The sequence below is a fragment of the Agrococcus sp. KRD186 genome (assembly GCF_017168255.1).
Lineage (GTDB): Bacteria > Actinomycetota > Actinomycetes > Actinomycetales > Microbacteriaceae > Agrococcus.
In genome coordinates this window covers 166692-183231 of the sequence record NZ_JABFAP010000001.1, presented here as the reverse complement: position 1 = coordinate 183231, position 16540 = coordinate 166692, and the positions used below count along the sequence as shown (strand labels likewise).

Sequence of the window (16540 nt, the reverse complement as noted above, 5' to 3'; positions counted from 1 at the left end):
GCGATCGCGGCGCCGTCCAGCGGCACGTGAGAGCCGTCTCATCCCCCGTCCATCGCAGGCTCATCCCCGACCGTTCGAATGGATCCCGTTCCGACGACGACACGAGGAGAGATCATGAGCATCACGAGCGCCACCCGGCCCGGCACCCACCACACGGCCGACGACGCTGCGCGCCGCAGCGCATCCGCCCCCTTCGTCCGCCCGATCGAGCCGGCCGACCTGGTCGGCGTCAAGCGCGCGTACTCCACGCGGCGGGTCGACCTGCAGCGCGCCGCGCAGGTGCGGCTCGACCTCGCGCCCCGGAACGGCGACCTGGTGCTCGCCCAGGTGGGCGAGATCGGCCAGCACCAGCGCATCGAGCTGCCCGAGGGGCGCCGCGCGCCGATGCGCGAGGGCGAGCAGGTCATCGTCGCGATCTCGAACCGCTACGCCCCCGACCAGTTCGAGGCGGTCGTGCCCGAGACGCTCGCCGAGCCGCTCAGCCTCGTCGCCGGCGGCGGCATCGCCGGTCGCGTCGTCGCGCAGCACGCCCGCATGGAGGACGCCACCGAGCTGCTGCCCATCGGCCTGCTGGCCGACGCCGACGGCCGCGTGCTGAACGTCGCCGACGGCGCGATCGGCGAGGCGCCGCGCGCGCCCCGCCCGCCCGTCGTCGCCGTCGTGGGCGCGGCGATGAACTCGGGCAAGACCACCACGGTGGCGAAGCTCGTGCAGGGCCTCGCCGCCGCCGGCGAGCGGGTCGGCGCCATCAAGGTCACCGGCACCGGCTCGGGCGGCGACATCTGGTCGTTCAAGGACCACGGCGCGCACGTCGCATACGACTTCACCGACTTCGGGTGGGCCACCACCGCCGAGATCGGCGTCGAGGCCGTCGCCGAGATCCTGCGCCGCGGCATCGCGCGACTGAGCGCCGATGGCTGCACCGCGATCGCCGTCGAGGTCGCCGACGGCGTCTTCCAGCGAGAGACGGGCGAGCTCGTCGAGCACCCGGCCTTCGCCGAGCAGGTCGACGCCGTGCTGTTCGCGGCGACGGATGCGCTGTGCGGCATCGCGGGCATCGGCTGGCTCGAGGCGCGCGGCCACGCACCGCTGGCGGTCTCCGGCGTGCTGACGGCCTCGCCGCTCGCCACCCGCGAGCTCGCCGGCCAGACGACGACGCCCATCTGGGACATCGAGACGCTCGCCGACGCCGCCCACGCCAAGGGCGTGCTCGTCACCGCCCGCGAGCAGCGCGACCGATGAGCGGCGGCGCCCGGCTGCCGCTGCCGATCGCGCGCGGCAGGATCGGATCCTTCGCGCTGCTCGTCGCCATCGGGGTCGGGCAGGCGCTCGGCGCGATCGGGCTCGCGCTGCTCGTGCAGCTCGCGTTCGAGCTGATCGTCACCGCATGGGCCTCACCCGATGCGGCCGACGACCCCGACTGGCGGCGCATCGCCGGCATCGTGGCGCTGCTGGGCGGCGCCGTGGCGGTCACGGCCCTGTGCCGCGCTGCAGAGCGCACGGTCGCCGAGAAGATGGGGCAGCACTACGTGCAGGAGGTGCGGCAGCAGCTGTTCGCCCACCTCACCCGCGTGCCCGCTTGCGTGCTGGGCCGCAAGGCCAGCGGCTCGCTGCTGCTGCGCTTCGCCGGCGACCTCTCGGCGCTGCGCAGCTGGGTGAGCCTGGGCCTGTCGCGATTGACCGTCAGCGGCGTCGCGGTCGCGCTCGTGCTGGCGGTGCTCGCGACCATCGCCCCGCGGCTCACCGTGGCGGTGGCGCTGGCGCTGCTGACCGGCACCCTGTTCACGATCGCGGTCGGCGTCAGCCTCGCGGATGCGTCGCGCACGGCGCGCAACCGCCGGGCGCAGCTCACCGGCGAGGTCTCCGAGCGACTCTCGAACGTCGGCGTGCTGCAGGCATCCGGCCAGGAGCGCCGCGAGCACCGGCGCATCGGCCGCAAGGGTGCGCGCGTCGCCGACGCCATGGTCGCGCAGGCGCGTGCGGCCGGCACCGCGCGCGGCGTCGCCGAGGCGACCGGCGGCGCGGCGACCATCGCCGTGCTGATCGCCGGCGCGCTCGACGTGCGGCTCGGCGACACCTCCCCCGCCGCGATCGTCGGCGCGCTCACGGTCGTCGGCATGCTCGCGACCCACCTGCGCGATCTGGGTCGGGTCGCCGAGTACCACGCGCGCGCCGGCGTCGCCCGCGCCGCGGCCATCCGCTTCCTGCAGCTCGAGCCGCTGCCCGACCCCGGCGGGCTGCCGGAGCTGCCCGAGGGCCCCGGCGTGCTCGAGCTGCGCGGCGTCGCGCTCACGCCCGGGCTCGCGGGCGTCTCCGCCCGCGCAGAGGCCGGCCAGACCGTCGCCGTGGTGGGCGGCAACGGCGCGGGCAAGTCGACGCTCGGCAGCGTCGCCGCCCGGCTGGTCGACCCCGAGGCGGGTGCGGTCATGCTCGACGGCGCCGACCTGCGCGAGGTGCGGCTGCGCTCCACCCGCCGCGCGATCGGCGTGGTGGGCCCGGATCTGCCGCTCATGCGCGGCACGCTCGAGCGCAACGTGCGCTACCGCCACCCCCGCATCAGCGACAGCGAGGTGGGCCGCATCGCCGCCATCACCGGCGTCGACGCGCTCGCCGAGCGGCTGGAGCAGGGCTGGAGCACCGACGTCGGCGAGTCGGGCAGGCAGCTCTCCGCCGGCCAGCGCACCCGCGTGGCCCTCGCCCGCGCGATGCTGGGCGACCCGCGCATCCTCGTGCTCGACGAGGCCGATGCGCACCTCGACGCGCAGACCCGCGAGACGCTGCGCGCGGTGGTGCGGGGCCGAGCCGGCACGACACTCGTGATCACCCACGACGCCGAGATGGTCGCATCCGCCGACGTCGTCTGGCATCTGGACGCGGGCCGTCTCGTGGAGGCCGGACCGCCGCACGCGCTGCTGCACGGCGACGGCCCGACCGCGCGCCTGTTCGGGCGGCAGGTCGATCGCACCCAGCGGAACGAGCCGCAGACACCCAGCGCTCACCAGAGGCTGCGCACAGCCTCCAGCTCGCCGAATGCCGAGTCGAGGGTGACGAGTCGCGCGTTCTCGAGCACAGCTTGCGCTGCGAGCATTCGATCGAACGGATCCCGGTGACTCCAGTCGAGCGCGCCGGCGAAGAGCGCGTGGTGCTCCTCGACCGGCAGCGCGGTCGCGCCGAGCCGAGCCACCAGTCGACTGTAGTTGTCGACGAGCGGCTGGACGTTCGGCAGCTTGCCGATGCGCACCTTCGTGCTGATCTCCCATGCGGAGACGGCCGACACGAGGAGCTCGTTCGCGCGGTCAGCGATGCCTTCGCGTGCGGTCGGGCTCAGCCGCTCAGGCTCGGTCAACGCCCACAGCAGCGCGTGCGTGTCGAGGATGAGCCGCACTCAACGCTCCCAGACCGCGAGCTCATCCTCGGGAAGCTCGTCGAAGAACGAGTCGGGGATCGACATCGACAGGATGCCGAGCTCGCGCGGGGCAGGCGGCGCTATGGGCTCGAGACGCGCGATCGGGCGACCGTTGCGGGCGATCACCACCTCTTCGCCGCGCTCGACCGAAGCGAGCAGCTTCGAGAGCTGCGCCTTCGCGTCCTGCACGTTGACCTGCATCATGACGTCATGCTAGCGGCAACCAGACCAGGCTGGCCAGACCAGGCTCAAGGACGTGCGGGCGTGCCGTCGGCCGGCCGCGCGGGCACCGGTCCCGCGGCCCGCGCGGCGAACCACCCGACCAGTCGCTCGAAGGGGCCGCGGCTGCCGCTCGACGCGAGCAGGGCACCGATGCCGACGCCGATCGCCACCTGCACGGCCCAGCCGCCCCATCCGCGCGCGAGCCCAGGCGCATCCTCGAACAGCAGCGCGCCCAGGAGCGTGACGAGGATGGTGTGCACGATGTAGATCGTCAGCGGGGCGGCGCCTGCGGCGCGCAGCGGCTCGATGATCTGCAGCACCCGCGTCGGCAGGAACGAGGCGACGAGGCTCAGCCCGGCGATCACCATGAGCGCGATGCCGACGGTGCGGGCGATGTCTGCAGGCGTGCCCGTGTGCGGCGCCGCGAGCAGTTGCCATGCGAGCCCGCTGCCCTGCGCCACGCCGTAGCCGCTCGCGAGCGCGACATCGCGAGCCGTCTCGAGCGATCCGCCGAACTCCGCGGCGGCGACGCGCCGCAGCCCGATGTCGCTCACGACGAGCGCGGCCGCGGTCAGCACCGCGCCGATGCCGCCGATGCCACCGAATGCTGCGCGCTCGCGGCCTGCAGCCCGCGCCGCGAGGATGCCGCGCGCGAGGAGCATGCCGATGAGCAGGTACGCGATCCAGATGAGCGCCGGATACACGCCGGTCAGCGCCACATCGGCAACGGTCGCGAGCGGGTCGCTCCAGAGCGTGCCGAGCGTGTGCGTGCCATCGAGCAGCGGCAGCCGCTCGTGCGCGGCCACCACGAGCGAGCCGCCCGCCGCGGCGAGCGCCGCCGCGAGCACCGCGAGCAGCCAGCTCGGCAGCAGCACGAGCACCGACGCGGCCATGATCGCGACGCCGAAGGGCACGAGCACGATGTACACGGCCGCCGCGAACGGGATCACGAGGAACCCAAGCACGGCGACCACGAGGCCGCGCACGAGGATCGAGCGCATGGCGCCGCCGCGGTCGCCTGCGGCGAGCCGAGCGCGCGCGGCGAGCACGACGCTCACCCCGCCGAGCACGGCGAACAGCGTCGACGGCGGGCCGTCGATGAGCGCGACGACTGCCGCCGGCGGGCCCTCGCCCCCGCCGAGCGTGTGCGCGGCCATCATGCCGACGACCGCGAGCAGCCGCGCGAGATCGATGCCGACGAATCGGGCGCCGTCCGGTCGCCGGGTGCTGCTCACGGAACCATCGTGCCGTACGCGCCCGAGCGAGCCCGCGCATCCGCCCGACACGGCACGATCCCGCAGCCCTGAGGCCACGGGGTCGCGAAGAGGCGCGTCAGCTGCGCGCCCACTCCTTCTCGAGCCACTTCTCGGCGCGGTGCTCGGCGATCACGCGGCGCGCCGTGCCGGTCTTCGAGCGCAGCACGAGCGACTCGGTGCGAATGAGCGGCCCCTTGCGGCGCACGCCGTCGAGCAGCTGCCCGTCGGTGACGCCGGTGGCGACGAAGTAGGTGTTGTCGCTCGCGACCAGGTCGTTGAGCCCCAGCACGCGGTCGAGGTCGTGGCCGGCGGCGATCACCTTGCGGTGCTCCTCGTCGCTCTGCGGCGAGAGGCGGCCCTCCATGAAGCCGCCGAGCGCCTTGATCGCGCATGCGGTGATGACGCCCTCGGGGGTGCCGCCGGCGCCGGCGCACATGTCGATGCGGCTCTCCCAGCGCGAGGCGTTGATGCCGCCGGCGACGTCGCCGTCGCGCATCAGGCGCGTGCCGGCGCCGGCCGCGCGGATCTCCTCGATCAGCTCCGCGTGGCGCGGGCGGTCGAGCACGGCGACCACGATCTCCTCGACGTCCTTGCCGGTCGCCTTCGCGTACTCGCGGATGTTGTCGGTCATCGACTGCTCGAGCGAGATGATGCCGATCGCCTCGGGGCCGGCGACCAGCTTGTCCATGTAGAAGGCGTCGACCGGGTCGTACATGGTGCCGCGGTCGGCGACCGCGATGACGCTGAGCGCGTTCTGGCGGCCGGCGGCGGTGAGCGAGGTGCCGTCGATCGGGTCGACCGCGATGTCGGCGCTGGGGCCGCGGCCGTTGCCGACGTGCTCGCCGTTGAAGAGCATCGGCGCCTCGTCCTTCTCGCCCTCGCCGATGACGATCACGCCGTCGAAGGCGACGGTGGCGAGGAAGGTGCGCATGGCGTCGACCGCGGCGCCGTCGGCGGCGTTCTTGTCGCCGCGGCCGATGTACGGCACGGCGCGGATGGCGGCGGCCTCGGTGGCTCGCACGAGCTCCATCGCGAGGTTGCGGTCGGGGTTGTCGAAGACGGGGGCCTTCTGCGAGTCGCTCTGCGGCACGGGGTGTCCTCCAACGGATCAGGGCTTGTTCCGAGCCTAGTGAGCGGATGCGTCGTGGCCGCCATGCGGTGCGGCGAAAGTCCCGCGGTTCCTTCGCGGGAGCGAGGGTCTCACTCCTGCTCGGCGATGACGTCCGCGACGGCGGCCAGGATGACCGCCGACGAGGCGGCCCCGGGGTCGGGGTAGCCCAGGTCGGGGCTGGAGGCGTCGAAGCGATCCTCGATCGCGGCGGTCTGCATGGCGGCCTCCTCGGCGACGCCGGCCGCGTGGGCGGCGGCGTCGGCGCCGGTCTCGCCCCGCTGCAGGTGCACGTGGGCGTCGCCGAGCGCCGGCAGCATGGTGTCGACGAGCGACTTCTGGCCCAGGTGGGCGTCGGTGGCGGCTTCGAGCGCTCGGAGGGCGGCGTCGACCATGGCCGTCGGCCCGTCGGCGATCGCCCCGGCCGCCGCGCGGCCCATCGCGCCCCAGAGGGAGTTGGCGTTGCCGACCTCGCCCGCCCAGGCATCGCTGGCGGCGAGGAGCGCTGTGCCCTCGGGTGCCGTGGCGGCTGCCGCGCGCGCCGCCGTGGCCCCGGCCAGCATGTGCGTGCCGTGGTTGCCGTCGTCGCCGACGGCGTCGAGCTCGTCCAGCTCCTCGCGAGCCTCATCGAGTGCGGCCACGATCCGCTCGAGTGCCGTGCGGACGATGGCGTCGCGCAGCTGCCCATCGGTCGTGTGCATGTCGTGCCTCCTGGGCGCACCCGGCGTCGGCGGGGCGCGTGCCAGAAGCGTAGACCGTCCACCCGAACGGCGGGTGCACGCCTGGCTGGGCAAGGAGCAGGCCGGATCGGGTGTCGCGGTTCCCGATCCGGCCTGGGGTGCACCCTCGTGGACGCACGTCTGGTGACGACGTCAGACGCCGGTGGTCTCCTCCGACCGATCGCGCATCCGTCCCAGCAGTGCACGGCCAGGCTTGATGAGCTTCGGCAGCACGATCATCGCGACGGCGGCGAGCAGCACGCCGACGGCGATCGGGCTCTGCAGCACCACGCCCAGGTCTCCCCGGCCGATGGCGCTCGTCTGCACGAGCGCCTTCTCGAACAGCGGGCCGAGCACGAGGCCCAGCACGAACGGTGCCATCGGCAGGTCGAGCTCCTTCATCAGGTAGCCGAGGATGCCGAAGATCAGCACCAGCCAGACGCTGAACATGTTGTTGCTCACCGAGTAGGCGCCGATGAGCGACGTCAGCAGGATGATCGGGTACAGGTAGCCGTACGGGATGCGGAGCATCTGCGCGAACACCGGTGCGAGCGGCAGGTTCAGGATCAGGAGCAGCACGTTGCCGATGAAGAACGACACCAGCAGGCCCCACACGAGCGCCGGCTGCGTCTCGAACAGCAGGGGTCCTGGCTGCAGGCCGAAGATCGTGAACGCTCCCAGCAGCACCGCAGTGGTGGCGCCGCCCGGGATCCCCAGCGCGAGGGTCGGCACGAAGTTCGCGTTCGCGGCCGCGTTGTTCGCGCTCTCCGGGGCTGCGACGCCCTCGATGGCGCCCTTGCCGAAGTTGGCCTTGTTCTTGCTCACGCGGCGTTCGATGCCGTAGGACATGAACGATGCGAGGGTCGAGCCGGCACCCGGCAGGATGCCGAAGGCGAAGCCGACACCCGAGCCACGCAGGATCGCCGGCATGGAGTCGGTGATGTCCTTGCGCTTGATGACCATGTCCTTGAAGCGCGCCTTGATCGGCTCGGCTGCCCCCATGCGGATCTGGTAGAACACCTCGCCGAGCGCGAAGATGCCGATCATCACCTCCACGAAGGGGATGCCGGAGAGCAGGTTGACGTTGCCGAAGGTGAACCGCTCGGTGCTGGTGCCCGGCGAGATGCCGACGGTGGCGACCAGCAGGCCGGCGACGGCCATGAGCGCACCCCGGATGAGCGCGCCGCCCTGGAAGGTGACGACGATCACGAGGCCGAAGATCATGACGGCGAACATCTCGACCGGCGTGAACTTCAGCGCCACATCGGCCAGCGGCGGAGCGACGGCGATCAGCAGCGCGAGCGAGATGATCGCGGCGATGAACGAGCCGATCGCGCTGATGGCCAGTGCCGCGCCAGCTCTGCCCCGTTTGGCCATCTGGTAGCCGTCGATCGTGGTGACGACGCTCGCCGCCTCACCGGGGGTGGAGATCAGCACGGACGTGATGGTGCCGCCGTACTGCGCGCCGTAGTAGATGCCGGCGAGCATGATGAGCGCCGTGACGGGCTCGAGCGCGAAGGTCAGCGGCAGCAGCACCGCGACACCGGTGGTGGAGCCGAGACCGGGCAGCAGGCCGATGACCGTGCCCAGGAAGACGCCGATGAAGCACCAGATCACATTCTCGACGGTGAGCGCGGTCTGGAAGCCGAGCAGGAGGTTCTCGAGCATCAGATGAGTCCGATCATGCCGGTCGGCATCGGCAGCCGCAGCAGCACGGCGAAGACGAGATGGAAGACCCCGATGGTGACTGCGCTGACGATGATCGAGGGGATGAGGTTGCGGCGCTCGACGACCGTCGCGATGACCACCATCAGCAGGCCGAGGGAGATGAGGAGCCCCAGCACGGGGATGAGCAGCAGCGCCACCAGCAGCAGGGCGACCACGGCCACGAGCATCCGGTTGCGCTGGCGCTGCGTGCGGCCGAGCGCGTCGATGTCGGGCGACTCCTCGACGGTGTCGATGACCGCCTCCACCTCCTCTGCCAGCGTGCCGAGCTCGTCGAGGGAGCTGCTCGGCTCTCGGCGCATCAGCGTCATCACGACGTCAGCGCCTGCGAGCAGGATCATGAGCACGCCGAGGGCGAGTGGTAGGAAGCCTGCACCGACCTGACCGTTGTCCTGGGTGACGCCGTAGCCCCATCCACCGATGGCAGCCGCGACACCCAGGAGGGCCAGGGCCGCGCTGAACGCGGCCCTGGCAATCCGGGGCGAAAGGGTCACTGCGAGACGACCGCTTCGAGGTCAGCCGAGTTCTGCGCGAGGTACTCCACGAACTCGTCGCCGTAGAGCGCGTTGGCCTGCATCAGGTTGTCCTCGATGTAGGCGGTGTACTCCTCCGAGGCCACGTAGTCCTCGGCCGCGTCGATCCAGTACTGCCGCGCCTCGTCCGAGATGCCGCCCGGGGCGATGAAGCCGCGCCACTGCGCGAACGCCACATCGATGCCCTGCTCGACGGCCGTGGGCACGTCGGCGAGCTCTTCGTACTCGTAGCGGTCTGCCGAGAGCGCGCAGACGGCGCGCAGGTCACCGGACTCGAGCTGGCCGAGCACCTCGCTCGGGTTGAGCGAGCCGACCTCGACGGTCCCGCCGAGCAGGCCCGCGATGACCTCGCTGCCGCCCTCGAAGGGCACGCGATCGAACTCGATGTCCTGGTCCTGCTCGATCAGCGTGAAGACGACCTCATCGAGGCTGACCGCGCCCGACACCGCCACCACGACGCCGTCGTCGCCGCGCGCGGCGTCGACCACATCGGTACAGGTCTGGAACTCGCTGTCGCCGGGCACGACGACGAGCGTGTAGTCGTCGCCGAGCTTCATGATCGGCGTGAACGACTCGTAGTTGAACTCCACGTCCGTCGTGAGCGGCAGCGCGAGCAGCGCCGTCTCGGCGGCGAGCAGGTAGTTGCCGTTGCCCTCCTGCGCGAGGAAGTGCGAGTAGCCCACAGCGCCCGAGCCGCCTTCGCGGTTCTCGGTCGTGATGGTCGCGCCCGTGGCGTCCTCGAGTCCGCTCGCGATGGCGCGGCCCGAGACGTCGGAGCCGCCGCCGGCGGCGAAGGGCACGATCATGCGCACGTCGGTGGGCGCGAATGCGCCCTCGGCACCTTCGGAGCCGGCCGGCGTCGCGCCGGTGCTGGAGCAGGCCGCGAGGGCTGCGATGGCGACGGCGCTGATCGCGACCGTGGTGATGCGTGACTTCATTGTCTTGTTCCTTGCTGTGTTGGGGTGGTGAAGGGTCAGAAGGTCAGTTGCTGCCGCGCGCAGCGCGCGCCTGCGTGCCGACGCCGACGGCGGTCGAGAAGGCGTGCTCGTAGGCACCGGTGGAGGCGACGCGCTTGCCAACCACGTCGAACGCGGTGCCGTGCGCGGGCGTGCAGACACCGATGCTGAGGCCACCGGCCATGGTGACGCCGCGGTCGAAGCCGAGCAGCTTCACCGCGATCTGGCCCTGGTCGTGGTACATCGTGAGCACGCCGTCGAACTCGCCGTCGCGCGCCTTGAGGAAGATCGTGTCGCTCGGGAACGGGCCGGATGCGTCGACGCCGCGAGCGCGCAGCTCCTCGATCGCGGGCGCGATGATGTCGATCTCGTGGCGGCCGAACTTGCCCGACTCCCCCGCGTGCGGGTTGAGGGCGCAGACGCCGATGCGGGGCTGCTCGATGCCGCGTGCCTTGAGCACGCCCTCGAGCAGCTCGCCCCGCTCGACCACCAGGTCGAAGGTGATGAGGTCGGCGACCTCGGCGATCGAGCAGTGGCTCGTGACGCGGCCGGTGACCAGCTCGGGCAGGATGTTGAGCTCGGTCGCGCTCGTGCCGTCGGCGAGCACGGTCTCGAACCAGGCCATCTCGTCGTTCTCGGTCATGCCGGCCAGGTGCAGCGACGACTTGTTGAGCGGGGCGAAGACGATCGCGTCGACCTCGCCCGCCTTCGACAGCTCGAGGGCGCGACGCAGGCTCGCCATCGCCCACAGGCCGCCCTCGCGGGTCGCCTGCCGGCGCACGAAGCCACCCTCGGGGCGCTCGCCGCCGTTGTCGATCAGCTGCGGCACCCCGGTGCCCGCCTCGCGCGTCCAGGCGAACTCGACGCCGGCATCCGTCATCGCGTCGACGAGCTCCTGCTCGTCGCCGATCAGCAGGATCTCGGCGGCCTCGGTCGTCGCGGCAGCGGCGAGCTGGCGCGCGACGAGCTCGGGGCCCACGCCGGCCGGATCGCCGAACGTGAGCGCGATGCGGGGGCGGAGTGCGGTGGTGGTCATGGTGTCGATTCCCTTCGACTCAGAGCGCGGGAGCAAGGCTGGTGGCGCGCTCGTCCGCGGCGAGCACGTCGCGGATGTAGCGCTCGTTGGTGGCGCAGACGCCGAGGCTGTCGCCGCCGTAGTGCTCGGTGAGGATGATGCCGTCGAAGCCGAGCCCGACAGCATCCTGCAGCACCTGGCGGTAGTTGATCAGGCCCGTCTCCATTGTCGACGGGGTGCTCGAGAACCACGAGCCGTCGCCGGCCTCGTCCCTTGCGTAGTTCTTCACGTGCCAGTAGTTCGCGTGCGGCAGCGTCTTGGCATACACCTCCCGCCAGTCCTCGATGGGGCGGTGCAGGCGGATGAGGTTGCCGACGTCGGGGTTGAGGCCGACAGCGTCGACGCCGATCTCCTCGACCAGTCGCACCGCCGAGTCGGCGGTGCCGAGGTAGGTGTCCTCATACATCTCCAGCGACATGCGGAGGCCGACCTGCTGGGCGTGCATGCCGAGCTCGCGCAAGCGCGTCACCGCCGCGTTCCAGATCTCGCGGTCATCCGGGTCCTGCGTGCCCTGCGCGGTCCAGAACCAGAGTGCGCGTCGCTGCGCTTCGGTGAAGGGCTGGTGGAGACCGGTCGAGAACACGCTCATGCCCATCTCGGCGATGGCGTCGATGGTGCGGTGCGCGTAGTCGAGGTTCCGCTCCCAGTTGCCGGGTTCGATGACGCTCTGCCGCTGCACGTGCACCGACGGCAGGGCGACGCCGCGGCCGGCCGCGATCGAGACGAGCTCTGCTCGGGCGGATGCGTCGAGGTCAGCCGGGCGGATGTGGCTGTCGGCGAGCTCGGCCATCGAGAACCCGACCGACGCGACGCGTGCCAGCGCCTCGTTCCAGGCTGCAGGCCCGGCGTCATGCAATGCCGTGCCGTCGGGCAGCACACTCGGCACGCCGTGCAGGCAGGCCGCGATCGGCCACTCGGCTGCAGTGTGCGCTCGCATGTTCCACTCCGTCGTGTTCGTGGCCCCGCGGTGATCGCGTGGTGGCCGGTCTAGAAGATCCTATAGGAAATAGCCCAAGGCGCAAGCGCGTCGTTCCGCAGGGCCCCCCGCACGCTGGTGGCGGCTGCGGTGCAGCCGCAACGTCGCTCAGGCCTGGTCGGTCTCGTCGCGCACCGAGCGGGTGCGCACGCCCTCGATGTGGGCCCGCATCGCGTCGACGGCCGCGGCCGTGTCGCCCCGTTCGATCGCCTCGAGCACGGCGGAGTGCTCGACGTGCGCCTCCTCGACGTCGGTCGCGCCGCGGATGACGGCCTGCCGCAGGCGGTGCGTGAGCGCCCCCAGGTCGTCGTGCATCGCGAGCAGGTAGCGATTCCCGGCGCTCTCGACGATCGCGTGGTGGAACGCGGCATCCGCGGCGAAGTATTCCTGCGTGACCCGCACGTCGCTCTCCCCCGCAGCGAGCTCCTGCGCGACCTGCTCGGCCCACGCGTGGTGCAGCTGGTGCGCTTCGCGCAGCCGCGGCAGCAGCGCATCCGCGTGCGGCACGGCCAGCCGGGTGGATTCCACCTCGATCATCAGGCGTGCATCGAACAATTCCGACAGCTCTTCCGGCCCCAGCGGCGGGGCGACGCGGTAGCCCTTGAGCGCCTCGCGCGTCACCAGCCCCGTGCGCTCCAGCTGCACCATCGCCTCGCGCACAGGGGTGGGCGAGACGTCGAGCTGCTTGGCGAGCGTGTCGATCGAGAGCCGCGACCCCGGCTCGACCTGTCCTTCCAGCAGCAGCTCCAGGATGCGGTCGTACACCCGGTCGCGCAGGCCGCGCCGCTCAAGCTCGCTGACGCTGCGCAGCGGCATGGGTGCGGTCATCGCTCCTCCTCGAGAGCCAGTGCTTCGTCCAGGATCGCCCGGAACGCCTCCGGGTCGTGCGCGAACCGGCCGAGGAACATCCCGTCGACAGAGTCGGCGATGCGCGGCAGCAGGCCGGGGCCCGCGCTGCCGCCGTAGATGACCTGCGCGTCGAACGGCAGCCCCGCGAGGTGCGTGCGCAGCGCGGTGCCGATCGCGCGGATGTGCTCGTCGCCGGCGGGCTCCGGCGCGCCGATGGCCCAGACCGGCTCGTACGCGACGACCAGCCGGCTGGTGAGCCCCTGCTCGATCGCAAGGCCGACGGATGCGTCCAGCTGCGCGACGCAGGCGGCCGCGGCGGCGTCGTGGTCGCCCCGCGCTTCCTCGCCGATGCACAGCACCGGCGCGATGCCGTGGCGCAGCGCCGCGGCGACCTTCAGCGCGACCGTCGCATCGGTCTCGCCGAACATCCGGCGGCGCTCCGCGTGGCCGATCTCGGCGAGCGTCACGCCGTGCTCGGCGAGCTCGGGCGCCGAGACCTCGCCCGTGAACGCGCCGGCATCCTCCCAGTGCAGGTCCTGCGCGCCGACCAGCATCCCCGCATCCGTCGCCCCTGCATCGTCGATCGCGGCGACCACGTCGGCGATGGAGGGGAACGACGGGATCACGAACGGCTCCACCAGCCCCTGCCGCACGGCGGGGTGCTCGGCGCAGATCGAGGCGACCGCCCGCGTCCACTCGAGCGTGCGGGCGCGCCCGAAGTACATCTTCAGGCTCGAGCCGATCAGCATCCGGGTCTCAGCCCTCGTAGGCGCAGATGTCGTCGACGTTCGCCTGCGAGTGGCTCGCCGGGTCGAACGTGTAGGTCAGCCACTCCTTGGCCAGACGGCGCGCCAGCTCGATGCCGACCACGCGCTGGCCCATGCAGAGCACCTGCGCGTCGTTCGAGAGCACCGAGCGCTCGACCGAGAACGAGTCGTGCGCGGTGACCGCGCGGATGCCGGCGACCTTGTTGGCCGCGATCGCCACGCCCAGCCCGGTGCCGCAGAACAGCAGCGCGCGGTCGGCCTCGCCGCGGGCGATGCGCTCGGCCGCCTCGATGGCGACCTTCGGGTAGCTGGTGGAGCCCTCGGCGTCGTCGACGCCGATGTCGGTCACGGATGCGACCAGGTCGTTCGCCTCCATGTCGCGCCCCAGGATCTCCTTGTAGTCAAAGCCGGCCTTGTCGCTGCCGATGATGAGGCGGATCGCCATGGTCACTGCTCCTTCGTCTGCGTCTGCTCGCCCTGCGTCAGGACGGCGTGGACGGTCTTGGTGATGAGCGCGAACGAGATCGCGCCGGGGTCGGGGGTGCCGATCGACTTGTCGCCGTGCGAGCGGGCACGGCCGAGCGTCGCGGCGAGCGCGGAGGTCGACTGCGCGGCGCGCTCGCAGTAGCCGGCGGCCGCGCCCCAGGCGGCCCGCAGGCCCTCGCCTGCGACCACGCGGCGCGCGAGGTCGTCGGCGAAGGGCGCGATGGCGTCGACCATCGTCTTGTCGCCGACCTTGGCCTTGCCGAAGGCCATCACGGCGTCCTTCGCCTGCTCGACGCCCTCGGCGACCGCCTCGGCGCTGACGGCGTCGGTGTCGCCCAGGCGCGCGCCGAGCGTGCGGAGCATCTCGCCCCACAGCGCACCGCTGGTGCCGCCCGCCTTGTCGCTCCACGCATCCGCCGCCCGTGTCAGGGTCGTCTGCGCGCCGGCGCCGGCCTCGACGGCGGCCCGTGCGGCGTCGCTGCCGGCGCTCGAGCCGCGCTGCATGCCGATGCCGTGGTCGCCGTCTCCGGCGATGGAGTCCAGGCGGCCGAGCTCGTCGGCGGCCTCGTCGATCGTGTCAGCGATCGAGGCGAGCACGGCGCCGATCACGTGCGCCGCCTCGCGCGAGGCGTCGCTCGCGTCGGGCACGGATGCGTCGACCTCGTCGGCGACGACGGCCGCGGCCGCGCGCTGCGGTGCGACCGAGCCCTTCTTGAAGCCGGGGGTGTCGGCCGGCGCGGTCCAGAGGGTCTCGAGCTCGTCGTCGAGCCACAGCAGCGTGAGCGAGACGCCCGACATGTCGAAGCTCGTGCAGAGCTCGCCCACCTCGGGCTCGACCGCCGTCAGCCCGTGCTCGCCGAGCAGCTGCGCGACGCGGCGGTAGACGACGAACATCTCCTCGTACTTGAGGTTGCCGAGGCCGTTCAGCAGCGGCACGACGCGCGCGCCCTCGAGCTCGACGCCCTGCGGGATCTCCTCGAGCAGCTTGTCGACGAACATCTCAGCGAGCTCGTCGGCTGTGGGCACGTCGACCTCGTCGATGCCCGGCTCGCCGTGGATGCCCAGGCCCACCGCCATCTTGCCCGCTGGCACGGTGAACAGGGGCTCGCTCGCGCCCGGCAGCGTGCAGCCGGTGAAGGCGACGCCGAACGAGCGGGTGCGGGCGTTGGCGTGCTTGGCGATGCGCTCGACGCCGTCGAGGTCGTAGCCGGCCGCGGCCGCGGCGCCCGCGGTCTTGAACACGGCGAGGTCGCCGGCGATGCCGCGGCGCTTGTGCAGCTCGTCGACCGGCGCGCTCCAGATGTCATCGGTGACCGTGACGGTGCGCACGTCGTGGCCCTCGGCGCGCAGCTGCTCCTGCGCCTGGTCGAAGTGCAGCACGTCGCCCGCGTAGTTGCCGTAGCTCAGCAGCACGCCCCTGCCCCGGTCGGCGGCCTTGGCGATCGCGTACACCTGCTGCGAAGAGGGCGAGGCGAAGAGGTTGCCCATCGCGGCGCCGTGCGCGATGCCGGGTCCGACCAGGCCGCCGAACGCCGGGTAGTGACCGCTGCCGCCGCCGATCACGAGTGCCACGGTGGGCTCGTCCGCCTGGGTGGAACGGACGACACCACCGGGGGCGGACTGCACCCAGCGCCCGGCAGCAGCGACGAAGCCTTCGATCATCTCGTCGGCGAACGCCCTCGGGTCGTTGAACAGTCGCGTCATCGCGGTCTCCTCGCATCGGATTCCCGCGGCAGCGGGCAGCCCTTAAATCCTATAGGAAGTTGGGTTGCTTGTCACTCGCTGTCGCGAGCACGCGCTCGCGACAGCGGTCAGCGCAGCAGCTCGATCCGACAGGTGGGGCCTGGCGCGCTCGCGAGCCGTGCGTCGGTGGTCAGTAGGGCGGTCGCCTCTGTGAGCTCTGCCAGTGCGACATAGGTGGCGTCATAGGCGCTCAGGTTGCGACGCAAGGCCCACATGCGATCACGCAATCCCTCCGCGGGATAGCGCGTCAGATCGAGGCGTCCGAAGTCTGCCATCGCGGCCGCGCCTTCCTCCTCCGTGAGACCTCCCCGTAGCACCAGCCCGCGCAGCGCGTGGGTGACCTCGCTGTCAAGCAGGTGCGGCGCTGCGAGATCCTCGTCGCCGAGCTGCAGGGGATCGACGGCGCCGATCAGTAGCTCGACCACGGCTCCGGCGTCGAGGATCTTCACTCTCCGCGGCCTTCATGGAGCACCGCGAGGATCGTCTGGCGATCCACCTTGCTCGAGATTCGGGCCTGCGCCTCTCGAATGACTTCGAGATTGTGCTGCACGACGAAGTCGGCCCGGGCGATCTGCGCGAGCTCGCGCTGCACGTACTTGGTCAGCGACAGGCCGCGCGCCTCGGCGGCGGCAGTCAGCGCTGCGTGCACTTCGTCCGGTACATCACGGACGTGAATCACCTTTGCCATGCACAACAGGTTACCAGGAGTGGGTGCAGTC

Annotated in this window: 18 protein-coding genes; 2 read left to right on the top strand and 16 right to left on the bottom strand. The window is 71.8% G+C overall.

The window, feature by feature from the left end; all coding sequences use genetic code 11:
• Positions 1-114 precede the first annotated feature (114 nt).
• Positions 115-1242, top strand: a complete 1128-nt coding sequence (locus J1M46_RS00920) for a DUF1611 domain-containing protein (protein ID WP_206446118.1) — start codon at positions 115-117, stop codon at positions 1240-1242.
• Entirely contained in the window at positions 1239-3110 is a 1872-nt protein-coding gene (locus tag J1M46_RS00915) for an ABC transporter ATP-binding protein (RefSeq protein ID WP_206446117.1), read from the top strand. The genes J1M46_RS00920 and J1M46_RS00915 overlap by 4 nt, the downstream gene beginning before the upstream one ends.
• Here the strand turns inward: J1M46_RS00915 and J1M46_RS00910 are convergent.
• From J1M46_RS00910 to J1M46_RS00835, 16 genes are all read right to left on the bottom strand, one after another.
• Entirely contained in the window at positions 2996-3385 is a 390-nt protein-coding gene (locus J1M46_RS00910) for a PIN domain-containing protein (RefSeq protein ID WP_206446116.1), read from the bottom strand. The genes J1M46_RS00915 and J1M46_RS00910 overlap by 115 nt on opposite strands.
• Positions 3386-3610 (bottom strand): type II toxin-antitoxin system Phd/YefM family antitoxin, encoded by a 225-nt coding sequence (locus J1M46_RS00905; RefSeq protein ID WP_206446115.1) that lies wholly within the window; start codon positions 3608-3610, stop codon positions 3386-3388.
• A 44-nt stretch (positions 3611-3654) separates the two neighbouring features.
• Positions 3655-4863, bottom strand: coding sequence for a heparan-alpha-glucosaminide N-acetyltransferase domain-containing protein (locus J1M46_RS00900; RefSeq protein ID WP_206446114.1), 1209 nt, complete (start codon positions 4861-4863; stop codon positions 3655-3657).
• Positions 4864-4960: 97 nt separating this feature from the next.
• Positions 4961-5914, bottom strand: a complete 954-nt coding sequence (glpX, locus tag J1M46_RS00895) for a class II fructose-bisphosphatase (protein WP_206448505.1) — start codon at positions 5912-5914, stop codon at positions 4961-4963.
• Positions 5915-6084: 170 nt separating this feature from the next.
• Complete coding sequence (locus tag J1M46_RS00890; RefSeq protein WP_206446113.1) at positions 6085-6693, bottom strand: DAK2 domain-containing protein; 609 nt, start codon at positions 6691-6693, stop codon at positions 6085-6087.
• A 171-nt stretch (positions 6694-6864) separates the two neighbouring features.
• On the bottom strand, positions 6865-8379 hold the full coding sequence (locus J1M46_RS00885) for a tripartite tricarboxylate transporter permease (RefSeq protein ID WP_206446112.1): 1515 nt from the start codon (positions 8377-8379) through the stop codon (positions 6865-6867).
• The gene (locus J1M46_RS00880) at positions 8379-8930 is read right to left on the bottom strand and encodes a tripartite tricarboxylate transporter TctB family protein (RefSeq protein WP_206446111.1); all 552 of its coding nucleotides are present in this window, start codon (positions 8928-8930) and stop codon (positions 8379-8381) included. Before J1M46_RS00880 ends, J1M46_RS00885 begins: the two co-directional genes overlap by 1 nt.
• Positions 8927-9907: a tripartite tricarboxylate transporter substrate binding protein gene (locus J1M46_RS00875; RefSeq protein WP_206446110.1), complete on the bottom strand. Its 981-nt coding sequence runs from the start codon at positions 9905-9907 to the stop codon at positions 8927-8929. The genes J1M46_RS00880 and J1M46_RS00875 overlap by 4 nt, the downstream gene beginning before the upstream one ends.
• Positions 9908-9950: 43 nt before the next feature.
• Complete coding sequence (locus J1M46_RS00870) at positions 9951-10961, bottom strand: 4-hydroxythreonine-4-phosphate dehydrogenase PdxA (protein WP_206446109.1); 1011 nt, start codon at positions 10959-10961, stop codon at positions 9951-9953.
• 19 nt (positions 10962-10980) lie between these two features.
• Positions 10981-11937, bottom strand: coding sequence for a sugar phosphate isomerase/epimerase family protein (locus J1M46_RS00865; protein ID WP_206446108.1), 957 nt, complete (start codon positions 11935-11937; stop codon positions 10981-10983).
• Positions 11938-12084: 147 nt separating this feature from the next.
• Entirely contained in the window at positions 12085-12804 is a 720-nt protein-coding gene (locus tag J1M46_RS00860; protein ID WP_206446107.1) for a GntR family transcriptional regulator, read from the bottom strand.
• Positions 12801-13574: a triose-phosphate isomerase family protein gene (locus J1M46_RS00855; RefSeq protein WP_206446106.1), complete on the bottom strand. Its 774-nt coding sequence runs from the start codon at positions 13572-13574 to the stop codon at positions 12801-12803. Before J1M46_RS00855 ends, J1M46_RS00860 begins: the two co-directional genes overlap by 4 nt.
• 7 nt (positions 13575-13581) lie before the next feature.
• On the bottom strand, positions 13582-14037 hold the full coding sequence (locus J1M46_RS00850; protein WP_206446101.1) for a ribose-5-phosphate isomerase: 456 nt from the start codon (positions 14035-14037) through the stop codon (positions 13582-13584).
• Between the two features lie 2 nt (positions 14038-14039).
• Positions 14040-15782 carry a dihydroxyacetone kinase family protein gene (locus tag J1M46_RS00845; RefSeq protein ID WP_206446099.1) on the bottom strand — a complete coding sequence of 581 codons (1743 nt, stop codon included), beginning with the start codon at positions 15780-15782 and terminating at the stop codon, positions 14040-14042.
• 107 nt (positions 15783-15889) lie between these two features.
• Complete coding sequence (locus J1M46_RS00840; protein ID WP_206446097.1) at positions 15890-16270, bottom strand: PIN domain-containing protein; 381 nt, start codon at positions 16268-16270, stop codon at positions 15890-15892.
• Positions 16267-16509: a FitA-like ribbon-helix-helix domain-containing protein gene (locus J1M46_RS00835; protein ID WP_206446095.1), complete on the bottom strand. Its 243-nt coding sequence runs from the start codon at positions 16507-16509 to the stop codon at positions 16267-16269. The genes J1M46_RS00840 and J1M46_RS00835 overlap by 4 nt, the downstream gene beginning before the upstream one ends.
• Positions 16510-16540 lie beyond the last annotated feature (31 nt).